This is a genomic window from Nonomuraea sp. NPDC048881 (genome assembly GCF_040649795.1).
Taxonomy (GTDB): domain Bacteria; phylum Actinomycetota; class Actinomycetes; order Streptosporangiales; family Streptosporangiaceae; genus Nonomuraea.
Genome location: NZ_JBEZGC010000011.1, coordinates 124761 through 138870 on the forward strand (window position 1 = coordinate 124761; position 14110 = coordinate 138870).

Genomic DNA, 14110 nt, shown 5'->3' on the forward strand with positions numbered 1-14110 from the left:
GGGTCAGGCCGCCGTCGGGCCGGAGCTGCCGGGGCTGGCGTGCCAGAGCTGCCGGGGCGGGGCGGCGATGGCGGGGCCGAGGTCGGAGTAGGGCGAGAGCCGGAAGCCGTTGGCGTACTCGATCCTGCGTCCGCCGACGCCGGGCCGCTCTTCGGGAGCCCGGTCGAGCAGCGCGCGGACGGCCTCCACACCCTCCGCCCGCCACAGCGCGTCCAGGTCGGTCAGGTTCCAGCAGTCGACGGCGCGCATGGAGACCGCGCGGGCCCCCGTACGGCGGACCACCCCCCTGGCCAGCATGAGCCACGAGCCGAACACCGTCGCCGCGCACCTGCCCTGCACCGACTCGAAGAAGGTCAGGTCGACCGGCCCCGTCGAGTCGTCGAGGGTGGTGAAGATGACCCGCTGCCCCGAGCGCACGGCGGGCGTCTGGGTGGCCACCTTCACCCCCGCGACCAGCACCTCCGCGCCGTTGCGCTGGGCGAGCAGGTCCTTGGAGCGCACCACCCCGAGCGCGTCGAGCAGCTCGTCGTGGAAGCTGATGACGTGCCGGCTGACGTCGATGCCGAGGATCTCCAGCTCGGCCTCGACCATCTCCGTCTCCGTCATCTCGGGCAGCTCGCCGGGCGGCAGGTGCTCGCCGAAGCCGAGCGGCAGCTGCGTGGACGGCGGCTCGGCCCGGGGGCGCGGCGGCGCCGCGGTGTAGCGCCTGGACCGGGGCGCGGCCGAGCGCACGCCGATCGACGACGCCCGCTCCAGCGCCCCCACCTGGGCGATCAGGTCGCGCCGGGTCAGCTCGCCCGGACGCCAGCGGGGGCCGCCGGGACGCAGGCCGTGCAGCGCGTCGAGGCCGCCGACCTGGACGATGCGCTCGATGGTCGGGCGCGAGGGCCTGGCCCGGTCCCAGAAGTCGGCCAGCGACGTGTACGGCTGCCCGGCCACCATGCGTTCGACCTCGGCCTCGCTCACCCCCTTGATCGCCGAGAACGGCACCCGCAGCGCGTAACCGCGGCCGATCTCCCCGATCCTGAACTCCTGCCGCACCGGACGCCGCTCCTCCCCCAGCTCCGACGGGCTCACCCGGAGCCGCAGCGGCGGACGCGGGCCGAGCCGTTCCACCCGCCAGTCCTTGCCGGACCCGTTGACGTCGAGCGGCAGGATCTCGACCCCGCACTGCCGGGCCTCGTCGATGATGACGCGCGGCGGGTACATGCCAGGCTCGTGGGTGAGCACCCCGGCGAAGAACGCCGCCGCGTGGTGCCGCTTGAGCCAGGCCGACTGGTAGGTGGGCAGCGCGAACGCCGCCGCGTGCGCCTTGCAGAACCCGAAGGCGCCGAACGCGTCGAGCACCTTCCAGGCCCGCTCCACCGCCGCGTCGCCGAACCCGTTGGCCCTGGCCAGCGGCACGAACGCCTTACGCACCCGCTCCCGGCCCTCCGGCGTGCCGAGGGTGCGCCGCAGGGTCTCGGCGAAGGACAGGTCGCGTCCCGTCATCACCGAGATGATCTTCAGCACCTGCTCGTGGAAGACGACCACGCCGTGCGTCTCCTTCAGCGCCTCGCGCAGCCGGGCGTGCGGGTAGTACGGCTGCCGCCACCCGTGCCTGGCCTCCAGGTAGGGGGTGACCATGTCGGAGTTGACCGGCCCCGGCCGGAACAGGGAGATGTCCACGATCAGGTCGTGCATCCGGCGCGGCTCCAGCTTGGCCACCAGCTCCCGCTGGCCCGGCGACTCGATCTGGAAGCAGCCGAGCGTGCGGCTGGCGCAGATCATGTCGTAGGTCTCCTGGTCGTCGTGCGGGACGTACTCGACGCCGGGGTCGTCGCCGGCCTGCTCGTCCAGCCTGACCTCGATGTCGTCCACGCGTTTGATCTCGCTCAGCGTGTACGCCATGGCCGACTGCATCCGCACGCCCAGCACGTCCAGCTTCAGCAGGCCGGCCTCCTCCACGTCGTCCTTGTCGAACTGGGACATCGGGAACTCCAGCAGGCTGCGTTCCACCGGCGTCCTGTCGCGCAGGCCCGAGTTGCCGACCAGCACGCCGCACGGGTGCAGCGCGATGTGCCTGGGCAGGCCGTCGAGCTTCTCGGCCAGCCGGAACACCCGGTCGAGCCCGGCCTCGCCGAGCCGGCTCTCGCGCAGCTCGGGCAGGTCGGCCAGGGACGCGGTGATCTGCCTGGCCCTGATGTGCGGGAACGCCTTGGCGATGGCGTCGATCTCGTGCGGCGGCAGGCCCATCGCGCCGGCGACGTCCCTGATGGCGCTGCGCGCGCGGTAGGTCTCCATCATGGACACGCAGGCCACGCGGGCCTCGCCGTAGCGTTCGAAGATGGCCTTGTAGCAGTCGAGCCGGCGGGCCGACTCCACGTCCACGTCGATGTCGGGCAGGCCGACGCGGCCCTCCGACAGGAAACGCTCCATGAGCAGGCCGTGTTCGAGCGGGTTCACCTCGCCGATGCCGATGAGGTAGTTGACCAGGCTGCCGGCGCCCGAGCCGCGGATGGCGCAGCGGATGTCCATGCCGCGGATCATGTCGGTGATGCCGGCCACGGCGATGAAGTAACCCGACAGGCGCTTGCGCTCGATGACGTCCAGCTCGGCCCGCAGGCGTTCCCTGGCCTCCCCCGAACGGTCGAGGCCGCGCCTGACCAGGCCGTCCTCGACGCGGTTGCGCAGCAGCGGCACCGGGTCGCGGCCGACCTCGGGCAGGTTGAGGTCGGGCGGGTCGTTCCTGAGCGCGAGCAGCCGCAGCGGGTCCATCGAGCACGCCTCGGCCAGGCGCCTGGTGGTGGACAGCAGCCGGGCCACCCGCTCCCGGTCGGCGCCGCAGATCTTGGCCGCCACCTGCCACATCTCCTTGGTGCTCTTGAGGTAGGCGTGCGAGGTGGTGCTCTCCAGGTGCCTGGGGTGCAGCGGGACGAGCCGGCGGGCCGCGTCGAGCACGTCGCCGACCTGGTGATCGGCCGGGTCGAGGTAGCGGGCGGCGTTGGTCAGCACGGCCGGCACGCCGGCGGACTCGGCCAGGCCGAGCATGCGGACGGCCGTGATGGCGTCGCGGAAGCCGTACTGGTCGACCAGTTCGATCACCACGCCGGGGACGGCGGCGCGCCACCGGCCGAGCAGCGTCCTGGCCTGCTCGTCGCGGCGTTCGGCGATCGCCCGGCCGACGTCGGAGCGCGGCCCGAGCAGCACCACGAGCCCGTCCTCGGCGCCGAACCCGTGGTCGCCGCCCGCCGGCCCGGCCCAGGCGCCGACCAGCTCGCGGGTCACCTTGGGCGCGCCGCGCTCGCCGGCGGCGTGCGCGGCGGTGACCAGGCGGCACAGCCGCGACCAGCCGCCGGAGCGGGCCAGCACGGTGACCCGGTCCTCGGCGCCGGGCCCGGTCCTCGGTCCGGTCGCGGGCCGCGGCGCGCGCAGGCCCGGCGCGGGCGTGCGCGCCGGGACGTCGAGCGCCAGGTTCACGCCGACCACGGGGGCGATCCCGGCGTCCGCGCACGCCTGGACGTGCTTGACCGCGCCGTAGAGCCCGTCGCGGTCGGTCAGCGCGAGGATGTCCATGCCGTGTTCGACGGCCCGTTCCACCAGGGCGTGCGGGAAGGCGGTGCCGTACCTCATGGAGTAGGCCGAGGCGACGTCGAGGTGCGGGAACGGGGGCGCCATCAGTCCCACGCCCGCAGCAGCAGCCAGCCGTCGCCGGCGGTGTCGTAGCGCAGCTCGTACGAGCCGACCTCGCGCCCCGGGCTCGCCTCCACCCGCCAGAAGCGGCGCTCGCCGGGGTCGCCCTCGCCGGTCTTCCACCACTCGCGCGCCACGACCCAGTGGTCGAGCACGTTGCGGACGAGATAGAGCCGGTCGCGCCAGACGAACTGGGTCGGCTCGCCGTCTCTGGTCCACACCTCTATCGGATCGCCATAGAGTCTGCTCAAGACGCTTCTCCCCGCGGCTCTGGTTCCTTTGCTGAGCCACCCGGGGGAAGACGGGCGCTTATGTATCGAACATATGTTCTTACGGCCCGAAGCGCAAGTCGCCCGCCCGCCGCGTCAGGGGGTTGGCGCCGATCGAGTTGCGGATGCTGAAGGTGACGCTGCCCGCCCGGTAGCGGTCGTCGGAGGACTCCACCGGGCGGCCCTCGTGCGTGGTGGTGACGCGGCGCTGGCGCAGGAGCGGGCTGCCGCGCCGCACGCCCAGCAGCCGGGCGTCCCCGGCGCCGGCGGGCACGGCGTCAATGAGGTGCTCGCCGTAGGCGAAGATCAGGCCGACGGACTCGTACAGGGCCTCGGTGACGGACGCGCAGTCGGCGGGCAGCGCCTCGACGGCGGGGGCCACCCACTCGGCGTAGACGGTCCGCTCGACCAGGACGGGCTCGCCCTCCAGCGAGCGCAGGCGCAGCACCTCCAGCACCTCGCCCCCGCCGAACCTGGCGGACTCGGGCGCGGTGGCGGCCCGGCGGCGCTGGGAGATCACCTGGCCGCCGATGCGGTAGCCGTTGGCCCTGGCCCACTGGGCGAAGCTGTGCAGCTCGGCGAAGCTCTGGCTGCGCGCGTTGCCGAGCACGATGCGCCTGGCACCCTGCCTCGACCCCACCAGCCCCTCGGCGACCAGCACGGCCACCGCCTGCCGCACGGTCCCGCGCGCCGCCCGGTGCCGGGTGGCCAGCTCGGCCTCGCTCGGGAGCTGGGAGCCGACCGGGTACGCGCCCGCCAGGATGTCATCACGCAGCTCAGCGGCTATCCGTTCATAGCGCGCAACCATTCGCGACCTTCTCCATTCACGAAAGAGCAATGTTTATGCGACTTACTGGTGCTCGCTTGTTTGTACAAGTTCCCTTAGGTTCTTTCCACACCCCCCGGAGAGTGGAGGCGACGTGTTCACACCTCGCGCCCGTGCGGCCGGCGTCATCGCGGCCCTTACCGTTGTCACCGCGGCGTGTGGCGCCGCCCCGAGCAGCCAGCAGACCACCAAGACGGCCGAAGGCGGGGCGAACGCGGCGACCGCCGCCTCCGCCGCCGACTTCGGCGGCTTCGACAAGCTCGTCGAGGCCGCCAAGAAGGAGGGCAACCTCCACGTCATCGCGCTCCCGCCCGACTGGGCCAACTACGGCGAGATCATCAAGTCGTTCGAGGCCAAGTACGGCATCAAGATCGAGAGCGAGACGCCCGACGCGGCCAGCGCGGACGAGATCAACGCCGTCAAGACCCGCAAGGGCCAGGACCGCGCCCCCGACGTGCTCGACCTCGGCCAGTCGTTCGCGATCAGCGGCGCCAAGGAAGGGCTGTTCGCGCCGTACAAGGTGCAGTCGTTCGACAAGATCCCCGAGGGTCAGAAGGAGCCGACCGGGCTCTGGACCAACGACTACGGCGGCTACGTCTCGATCGGCTGCGACGCCAAGAAGATCGCCAACTGCCCGACCAGCTACGCCGACCTGCTCAAGCCCGAGTACAAGGGCAAGGTCGCGATGAACGGCAACCCGACCAAGTCCGGCTCGGCCTTCGCCGGCGTGTACGCCGCCGCGATCGCCAGCGGCGGCTCCTTCGACGACATCCAGCCCGGCATCGACTTCTTCAAGAAGCTCAAGGACGCCGGCAACTACAACCCGGTCGAGACGACCCCGGCGACCATCGAGAAGGGCGAGACCCAGATCAGCATCGACTGGGACTACAACAACGCCGCCTACGCCCCCCAGATGGCCGCCAAGGGCCTCGACTGGAAGGTGAACGTGCCGACCGACGGCAAGTACTTCCAGATGTACGCCCAGGCCGTCAACAAGGACGCCCCGCACCCGGCGGCGGCCAGGCTGTGGCAGGAGTACCTCTACAGCGCCGAGGGCCAGAACCTCTACCTCAAGGGCTTCGCCCGTCCGGTGCTGCTGCCGTCCATGACCTCCGACGGCACGGTGGACAAGGCGCTGGCCGCGAAGCTGCCCCAGGTCGAGGGCACGCCCGAGTTCCCCACGCCCGAGCAGGTCGACGCGGCCAAGGCCAAGCTGGCCAGCGGCTGGGACGCCGCGATCTCGGGATGACCCGCCCGCGTTCCAGGGGCTGGGCCGGCGCCCTGCCCCTGCTGGCCTTCTTCGCCCTCGTCTTCGGGGTCCCGGCGGTCGCGCTGGTCGCGGGGGCCTTCACCGTCCAGGGACGGCCGAGCCTGGCCAACCTCGCGCAGAGCCTCCAGGGCGGCTACCTCGTCGCCATGGCCGGGAGCGTCAAGCTGTCGGCCGTGGTGGCGCTGGCCGGGGCCGTCCTCGGCACGTTCCTCGCCTACGCCGTGGTGACCTCGCGCTTCACGCTGCTGCGCGAGGCCGTGCTGACCGCCTCGGGCGTGCTGGCCAACTTCGGCGGGGTGCCGCTGGCGTTCTTCTGGATCGCCACGCTGGGCAACTCGGGCGTGATCAGCGGCCTGGTGGGGCTGCCCTCGGGGTCGTTGTACACGTTCTGGGGGCTGGTGATCGTCTACCTGTACTTCGCGATCCCGCTGATGGTGCTGGTCATGGCGCCCGCGCTGGACGGGCTGAAGCCCCAGTGGCGCGAGGCCGCCGCCAACAGCGGCGCGACCGCCTGGCACTACTGGCGCTTCGTCGCGCTGCCGGTGCTCGCACCCGCGATGCTGGGCGGGGTGGTGCTGCTGTTCGGGTCGGCGTTCTCGGCGTACGCGACCGCCAACGCCATGGTGGGCACCGTCGTGCCGCTGGTCACCCTGAAGATCGCCAGCGCGCTGACCGGTGACGTGCTGGTCGGCTACGAGAACATCGCGCTGGCGCTCAGCCTGGACATGATCGTGGTGGCCGGGCTGGTGATGGCGATCTACCTGCCGCTGCAGAGGAGGAGCTCCCGATGGCTGCGCTGACCGGGCTGGAGCCCGTCGCCGCGGCGGCGGCGAAACCGCCCGCCCGGCCCCGCTGGTGGCGCGGCCTGGTGTTCGCCCTGGCCGCGGCCTACTTCCTGATCCCGCTCGGCGCCTCGCTCTGGTACACGGTGCACAACCCGGCCACCGGGGTGTCGTTCTCCGCCTACGGCGAGCTGCTGACGGCCGAGGGCTTCGCGCACTCGCTGCTGCTGTCGCTGTCGCTGGCCGCCGCGACGATCGTGCTGGTCCTGCTGCTGGCGCTGCCGGCGATGCTGGCCGTACGGCTGTTCGCGCCGCGGCTGCGGCCGGTGATGGAGGTGCTGTGCACGCTGCCGCTGGTGGTGCCGCCGATCACGTTCGTGGCCGGGCTGACGACGTCGTTGCGTGACGGGGCCGACATCCTGGCGCCGACGCCGTTCTGGGGCACGCTGATCGCGATCCAGGACCCGGGGTTCCCCGTCGTGCTCGTGCTCGCCTACGTCGTGCTGGTGCTGCCGTTCGTCTACCGCTCGCTGGACGCCGGGCTGCGCACCATGGACGTGCGCACGCTGGTCGAGGCCGCCCGGAACCTGGGCGCGTCCTGGCCGCACGTGCTGCTGCGGGTCGTGGTGCCGAACCTGCGCTCGGCCCTGGCCAGCGCGTCGTTCCTGACGCTCGCGCTGGTGCTGGGCGAGTACACGGTGGCCAGCCTGCTCGGCTACGAGCCGTTCGCGGTCTGGATCGTGACCGTCTCCGGCTCCAAGGGGCAGCTGTCCGTCGCGGTCTCCATCCTCAGCCTGCTGCTCATCTGGGCGTTGCTGCTCGCCGTCTCCACCGTCTTCAGTGGAAGGAAGAAATCATGACCGCTGCGGTGGAGTTCCGCGGGCTGCGCCGGGTGTTCGGCAGGACGGTGGCGCTCGACGGGTTCGACCTGACCATCGCCCCCGGCGAGTTCGTCGCCCTGCTGGGGCCGTCGGGCTGCGGCAAGACGACGGCGCTGCGCTGCGTGGCCGGGTTCGAGCGGCCCGACTCCGGCGCGGTGCTGCTGGACGGCAAGGACATCACGAACGTGCCCGCCAACAAGCGCGACGCCGGGATGGTCTTCCAGTCCTACTCGCTCTTCCCCAACCTCAACGCCCGCGACAACGTGGCCTTCGGCCTGCGCGTGCGCAAGGCGCCCGCGGCCGTCCGGCACGCCAGGGCCGCCGAGCTGCTCGAACTCGTCGGCCTCCCCGCGCACGCCGACCGTTTCCCGCACCAGCTCTCCGGCGGCCAGCAGCAGCGCGTCGCCCTGGCCCGCGCGCTCGCGCTCGAACCGCGCGTGCTGCTGCTCGACGAGCCGCTGTCGGCGCTCGACGCCAAGGTGCGGGTGACGCTGCGCGAGGAGATCCGCCGGTTGCAGCTCGACCTCGGCATCACCACCGTCTTCGTCACCCACGACCAGGAGGAGGCCCTGTCGATCGCCGACCGGGTCGCGGTGCTGCGCGAGGGACGGCTGGAGCAGTGCGGGCCGCCCGCCGAGGTCTACGACCGGCCGGCCACGCCGTTCGTCGCCGAGTTCGTCGGGGCCATGAACCACCTGGCCGGGCGGCTGTCCGGGGACGGCGTCACCGTGCTCGGCCAGCTCCTTCCCGTGGACGGCCCGGCGCCCGCCGAGCCCGATGTGGACGTGCTGATCCGGCCCGAGGCCGTCCGGGTCACGCCCGACCCGGACGGCGGCGCCGAGGTGCTGGCCGCGTCCTTCCGGGGGGCCTCGGTACGGCTGCGGCTGTCGCTGGAGGGCGGCGAGGTGCTGGCCGACGTGCCGGGGCACGAGGCGGCCCGGCTGGGGGCGGGGGCGCGCGTCACGGTCCGGCTGGTGGAGCGTCCGGTGCTGGTGGCCGCCCGTACGGTGACGGCGCCCGCGCCGGTGTTGTCGGCCGATGCCTGACAGGCCGGCCGACGCGATCGTGTCCGCCGCGGTCCCGTCCTCTTCGGACGACATGCCGGACGCGGTCCCGTCCTCTTTGGACGGCATGCCGGACGCGGTCCTGTTCGACATGGACGGCACGTTGGTGGACACCGAAGGGCTCTGGTGGCAGGCCGCGGCGTCGGTGGCCCGGTCGCTGGGCCGGGCGCTGACGGCCGCCGACGCGCCGCACGTGACGGGCCGCACGGTGGGCGACACGGCCGCGTACCTGGTGGCCGGGGTCGGCGGGGTGAGCGTGGAGGGGGTCGCGGGCGCGCTCACCGAGGCGTTCGCCGAGCGCGTCAGGACCGGGCTGACGGTCGTGCCGGGGGCGCCGGAGCTGCTGGCCGAGCTGGCCGCGGCGGACGTCCCGACCGCACTGGTGACCGCCTCCCCCCGCAGCATCGCGGAGCTGGTGCTGCCCCGGCTCGGGCACGCGTTCGACCTGGTGATCGCCGACGAGGACACCGCCCGGGGCAAACCGCACCCGGACCCGTACCTGGAGGCGGCCCGCAGGCTGCGGGTGGCCCCGGCGCGCTGCGTGGCCGTCGAGGACAGCCCGGCGGGCGTGGCCGCGGCCACCGCCGCGGGCTGCCGCGTGCTGGTGGTGGACCCCGCGCGCGGGCTGGCCCAGGTGCGGGCCGGGCTGCGCGGCGCTCCCCCGCACGGGGGATGAACCCGCCTCCCGCAGGGGAGGGACGGGCCCGCGCGCGTCGGCAGGATCTCGTGCATGAGCCCCGACGTGAGAATTGTCAGGACGCCCGCCGTCGCGCTGGCACTGGTCGTCCTCTACGGCGGCCTGCGCGTCTACTGGGAGCTCGGCCACATGCCGGAGCGGATGTCGCCGATCGGGTCCGACCTGATCGTGTTCACCGGCTGGGCCGCGGTGGGCCTGTGCGCGGCGGCCGCGGCGGCGCTGGTCGTCCTGATGGCCGCGCGCCCGGACGGCCCGCTGGGATGGGCGCCGCCGGCGCTGGCGTGGGCGGTGGGCGGCGCGCTCATCGTGTCGGGGGCGCTGCTGCTGCTCGACGTGGTGTCGGTGGTCGTCCCGGGGCTCGGCATGCCGTTCTCGTGGGCGGGGGCGCTCAGCAAGGCGGCCTGCGTGGGCTCGGGGGTGCTGCTCTGGCGGTCCGCCGCGGCCTACCGGCGGCGGGCCGCGGGGGCCTGCGGGGCGTGCGGGCGGCGTTCGTCCCGGGTGCTCGCGCGCACGCCGGGGTGGGCCTTCGCCGCGGCCTACGTCTCCGTGGCCGGCTGCCTGGCGCGGATCGCGGCGCAGGCGGCCGTCGGGTTCGACGTCGTGCCGTACCGTGCCGGGGCGGTGGCGTTCGAGATCGAGTTCCTGCTCGCCGGGACGCTGCTGCCGCTGGCGCTCGTCCACCGGTTCGGGCGGGTGTGGCCGGGATGGGTGCCGTGGCTGGCCGGGCGTCCGGTGCCGCGCCGGCTGGTGTTGTGGCCGGGGGCGGGGGTGTCCGGCGGGCTGCTGGCCTACTTCGGGGTGGCGCTGGGGCAGATGGTCGCCGAACGGCTCAGCGGGGGCGTGCCGTTCTCCGGGGGCGATCTGCCCGAGGCGTTCTTCTGGGTGGCCGTGCCCGGGTACGTGGTGTGGGGCGCCGGGATGGCCGTGGCGGCCTGGTCGTACGCGCGGCGTACGCGCATCGCGTGCGCGTCCTGCGGCGGATAGCCGCGATCGGTAAGCTGGGCCGCCGTGAGCGGTGATATATCCCAGATCGGGCGCTACCGGCTGCTGAGCGTGCTCGGGCGGGGCGGCATGGGCACGGTCCACCTCGCCGAGGATCCCACTGGGCAGCGGGTCGCCATCAAGGTGATCAATCCCGAGCTCAGTCAGCACGAGCAGTTCCGGATGCGCTTCCGCCGGGAGGCCGACGCCGCTCGCCGCGTCCGCAGGTTCTGCACCGCCGCGGTGATCGAGGCCGCGCTCGACGGCGACCTGCTCTACGTGGTCACCGAGTACGTGCCGGGCCCCAATCTGGAGGAGGCCGTACGCCAGTCGGGGCCGCTGCGCGGCTCCAGCCTCGACGCGCTGGCCGTCAGTGTGGCCACCGCGCTGACCGCCATCCACGGCGCCGGGGTGGTCCACCGTGACCTCAAGCCGTCGAACGTGCTGCTGTCCCCCGTCGGGCCGCGCGTGATCGACTTCGGCATCGCGCGGGCGCTGGACACGCTGGGCGGCGTCACCGGCACCGGCGAGCTGGTCGGCACGCCCCGGTACATGGCTCCCGAGGTGCTGCGCGGCGAGCCGGTCTCGCCTGCCTGCGACGTGTTCTCGTGGGGCTGCCTGATCGCGTACGCGGCGAGCGGGCGGGCGCCGTTCGGCGGCGACACGCTGCCCTCCATCGTCTACCAGGTGCTCAACACCGAGCCCCGCCTCGACGACGTCGATCCCGGCCTGCGCGAGCTGGTCGCGGCCGCGCTGCGCAAGGACCCGGCCGCGCGGCCCACCGCGCAGCAGCTCCTCGACCACCTCGTGGGCCGCTCGGCGGCGCCCGAGCAGGCGGCGCACACCGTGCAGGTGGCCTGGCAGCACGCCACCACCCCGTTCACCGAGGCCGCGCCCACTGCGGCCGACACGGCGGCCAACACGGCGGCCGACACGGCGGCGAAGCGGCGCGGCAGGCTGCTCGGGATCGGCGCGGCCGCCGCGGCGGTGCTGGTGGCCGCCGCGGCGACGGCCTGGGCGGTGCTCACTCCGAGCGGGCCGCCCGACGACCTGGGCGTCCTGTACCGCGAGGACTTCACGCAGACCTCCGGCGGCTGGCTCGGCACCTACGACCCCGACACCACGGGCAGCAAGGGCTACCGCACGGACGGCACGTACGGGCTCGACGTGGGAGACGGCCGCGAGGAGCAGTGGGCGAAGGCCCCCATCCCCTTCCTCGTCGCCACGCCCACGAACACCCCCGACCCCTCCGCCACGCCCACGCCGATGTTGCCGTCGTCGGTGGTCGTCGGCGTCACCGCCGAGATCCGGGAGTACGCCGGCAGCGGCGAGTACGGCATCTACTGCCACAACTCCGACGACGACGACACCTACTACGAGTTCGGCCTCGACACCGAGGGGAACGCGCGGATCCGCCGCGTGTACGACGGCGCGGGCGGCACGCTGACCCAGCCCGCCAAGGTGGCCAAGCCGGAGGGCCGGATACGCATCGTGGCCTCGTGCGAGCAGCGCGGCACCGGGGTGCGGCTGACGATGTGGGTGAACGACAAACGGGTGCAGCAGGCCGACGACCCCAACGGGCTCGGCAACGGGTACGTCGGCCTGTTCGCGCGTACGCCCAAGGACAGCGAGTCGTCGCTGAAGATGACGTTCGACGACTTCGAGCTGCGGGGGCAGAAGGAGCCGTAGAGCGGCGGGCCGCGTTCCCGGCGGCCATCGGGGTAGGGGGTGTGGATGGCGAAGCTCATGGACCGGGTGCGCGCGTACCTGCGCAGCCCTGAAGGCAGGCAGACCGTCGAGAAGGCCAAGCGCATGGCCCGAGACCCGCAGAACCAGGAGAAGGCCCGGCGCTTCCTCGACCGGCTCCGCCCCCGCCGCCACTGACCAGCCCGCGGCCGCCTCTTCGCGGTGCCGGTTGCGTCGGTCGCTTCTTGCGGTCGCCGCTCTGATCGGGGTTCTCAGAGGATCCCGGCGCGTGCGGCGGCCAGGGCGGCGTCGGCGGCGCGGTCGGCGTCCCGCTCGCTCACCGGCTCGTGCGCGACGAACAGCCGGTAGTAGACCGGGGCGACGGCCACCCTGATCACCTCCCGGACGTCGACGACGTCGGGCAGCTCGCCACGGGCGATCGCGCGCCGCACCACCTCGGCCGACTGGTCGTGCCGGGCGGCGAAGAACTCGTGCAGGGCCCGCGCCGCCTCCGGGCTCTGGACGGCCGCCGCCACGAACGCCGACGACACCGGCCCCAGCTCCGGGTCGGCGAACCCGCCGCGGACGAGCTGGACGACCGCCCGCAGGTCGCCCTCGACGCAGCCGGTGTCGGGGATCGGCCACGGCTCGTCCTTGGCCAGCTCCAGGGCGTCGGAGATGAGGCCCTCCACGTTGCCCCACCGCCGGTAGACGGTGGTCTTGTGCACGCCCGACCGCTCGGCCACGTTCTCGACCGTCAGGCCGCGGAAGCCATGGGCCGCCAGCTCGGCCAGGGTCGCCTGGCGCACGGCGTCGCGAACTCGCGCGCTGCGCCCTCCAGGACGTCTGCTCGGTTCCAAAACCTACTCCAGTTGCGTTTGCGGCTCCACCTGTGCCAAACTAAAGCTACAACAGTTGCGATTGGAGTTCCATCCTGATCAACGTCCGAAGCCTCGGCAAGTCGTACGGCGACCGCGTCGTGCTCACCGACGTGTCCCTGTCCGTGGGGCCCGGCGAGCGCCTGGCCGTCGTCGGCGAGAACGGCTCAGGCAAGTCCACCCTGCTCCGGCTGCTCGCCGGCGTCGAACAGCCCGACGACGGCGAGATCACCATCACCGGCGTCACCGGCGTCACCGGCGATGTCGGCCATCTCGGCCAGACGCTCGGCCTGCCGCCCGGTCACACCGTCCAGCAGGCGGTCGACCACGCGCTCGCCGGTCTGCGGGCCATGGAGCGAAGGCTGCGCGAGCTGGAGTCGGCGCTCACCGACGACGTCATGGGCGAATACGGCGAGCTGCTGACCGCCTACGAGGCCCGCGGCGGCTACACGGCCGACGCGCGCATCGACAAGGCCCTCCACGGCCTCGGCCTGGCGCACGTCGCCCGTGACCGGGTGCTGTCGAGCCTGTCGGGCGGCGAGCGCGCCCGCCTGGGCCTGGCCTGCGTGCTGGCCGCCGACCCCGCCACGCTGCTGCTCGACGAGCCGACCAACCACCTCGACGAGCCGGCGCTGACCTGGCTCGAAGAGCGGCTGCGCGGTCACCGGGGGCCCGTGGTCGTGGTCTCCCACGACCGGGTCTTCCTCGACCGGGTGGCCACCGCCGTCCTGGAGGTCGAGGAGGGGGCCGTCACCCGGTTCGGCGGCGGCTACAGCGGCTACCTGGCCGCCAAGGCGGCGGCGCGGGCGCGGTGGGAGCAGGCGTACGCGGCCTGGTGCGAGGAGGTCCGGCAGGTGCGCGAGCACGCCGCCACCACCGCCCACCGCGTGGCGGCCGGACGGGCCATGAGGGACAACAACAAGATGGCCTACGACCGCAACGCGGGCCGCGTCCAGAGCTCGGTGGCCACCCGCGTGCGCAACGCCCACGAGCGGCTGCGCCGCCTGGAGGACGACCCGGTCCCCCGCCCGCCGGCCCCGCTCCGCTTCCGGGCCGCCTTCCGCGCTCCCGCTCCGGCGGGCAACGCTCCGGTGAGCAATGGTC

General features: G+C 73.3%; 13 protein-coding genes. 9 read left to right on the top strand and 4 right to left on the bottom strand.

Annotated elements, in window-relative coordinates; translation table 11 throughout:
* Nucleotides 1-3: 3 nt before the first annotated feature.
* From dnaE to AB0C33_RS34010, 3 genes are all read right to left on the bottom strand, one after another.
* A complete protein-coding gene (gene dnaE, locus AB0C33_RS34000; protein WP_358294818.1) occupies nucleotides 4-3657 on the bottom strand; it encodes a DNA polymerase III subunit alpha in 3654 nt (1217 codons plus the stop codon).
* Nucleotides 3657-3923, bottom strand: coding sequence for a DUF6504 family protein (locus AB0C33_RS34005; RefSeq protein ID WP_352323492.1), 267 nt, complete (start codon nucleotides 3921-3923; stop codon nucleotides 3657-3659). The genes dnaE and AB0C33_RS34005 overlap by 1 nt, the downstream gene beginning before the upstream one ends.
* 79 nt (nucleotides 3924-4002) lie before the next feature.
* The gene (locus AB0C33_RS34010) at nucleotides 4003-4749 is read right to left on the bottom strand and encodes a GntR family transcriptional regulator (RefSeq protein WP_358294820.1); all 747 of its coding nucleotides are present in this window, start codon (nucleotides 4747-4749) and stop codon (nucleotides 4003-4005) included.
* A 112-nt stretch (nucleotides 4750-4861) separates the two neighbouring features.
* Here AB0C33_RS34010 and AB0C33_RS34015 point away from each other — a divergent pair, with 112 nt between their 5' ends.
* Genes AB0C33_RS34015 through AB0C33_RS34050 form a run of 8 tightly spaced genes read left to right on the top strand, consistent with a single transcriptional unit; the run spans nucleotide 4862 to nucleotide 12326 of the window.
* Nucleotides 4862-6016 carry an ABC transporter substrate-binding protein gene (locus AB0C33_RS34015; protein ID WP_358294822.1) on the top strand — a complete coding sequence of 385 codons (1155 nt, stop codon included), beginning with the start codon at nucleotides 4862-4864 and terminating at the stop codon, nucleotides 6014-6016.
* Nucleotides 6013-6837, top strand: a complete 825-nt coding sequence (locus AB0C33_RS34020; protein ID WP_358294824.1) for an ABC transporter permease subunit — start codon at nucleotides 6013-6015, stop codon at nucleotides 6835-6837. Before AB0C33_RS34015 ends, AB0C33_RS34020 begins: the two co-directional genes overlap by 4 nt.
* Complete coding sequence (locus AB0C33_RS34025) at nucleotides 6825-7679, top strand: ABC transporter permease subunit (RefSeq protein ID WP_358294825.1); 855 nt, start codon at nucleotides 6825-6827, stop codon at nucleotides 7677-7679. Before AB0C33_RS34020 ends, AB0C33_RS34025 begins: the two co-directional genes overlap by 13 nt.
* Entirely contained in the window at nucleotides 7676-8746 is a 1071-nt protein-coding gene (locus tag AB0C33_RS34030; protein ID WP_358294827.1) for an ABC transporter ATP-binding protein, read from the top strand. The genes AB0C33_RS34025 and AB0C33_RS34030 overlap by 4 nt, the downstream gene beginning before the upstream one ends.
* A complete protein-coding gene (locus tag AB0C33_RS34035) occupies nucleotides 8739-9440 on the top strand; it encodes an HAD family phosphatase (RefSeq protein WP_358294829.1) in 702 nt (233 codons plus the stop codon). Before AB0C33_RS34030 ends, AB0C33_RS34035 begins: the two co-directional genes overlap by 8 nt.
* 54 nt (nucleotides 9441-9494) lie before the next feature.
* Nucleotides 9495-10445, top strand: a complete 951-nt coding sequence (locus AB0C33_RS34040) for a hypothetical protein (RefSeq protein ID WP_358294831.1) — start codon at nucleotides 9495-9497, stop codon at nucleotides 10443-10445.
* A gap of 24 nt (nucleotides 10446-10469) precedes the next feature.
* The gene (locus tag AB0C33_RS34045) at nucleotides 10470-12131 is read left to right on the top strand and encodes a serine/threonine-protein kinase (RefSeq protein WP_358294832.1); all 1662 of its coding nucleotides are present in this window, start codon (nucleotides 10470-10472) and stop codon (nucleotides 12129-12131) included.
* A 45-nt stretch (nucleotides 12132-12176) separates the two neighbouring features.
* Nucleotides 12177-12326 (top strand): hypothetical protein, encoded by a 150-nt coding sequence (locus AB0C33_RS34050; protein WP_358294834.1) that lies wholly within the window; start codon nucleotides 12177-12179, stop codon nucleotides 12324-12326.
* A 74-nt stretch (nucleotides 12327-12400) separates the two neighbouring features.
* Here the strand turns inward: AB0C33_RS34050 and AB0C33_RS34055 are convergent, their stop codons facing one another.
* A complete protein-coding gene (locus AB0C33_RS34055) occupies nucleotides 12401-12937 on the bottom strand; it encodes a TetR/AcrR family transcriptional regulator (protein WP_358294836.1) in 537 nt (178 codons plus the stop codon).
* 170 nt (nucleotides 12938-13107) lie between these two features.
* Between AB0C33_RS34055 and AB0C33_RS34060 the strand changes: the two genes are divergently transcribed.
* On the top strand, nucleotides 13108-14110 hold a 1003-nt coding region (locus tag AB0C33_RS34060; RefSeq protein WP_358294838.1), incomplete at its 3' end, for an ATP-binding cassette domain-containing protein.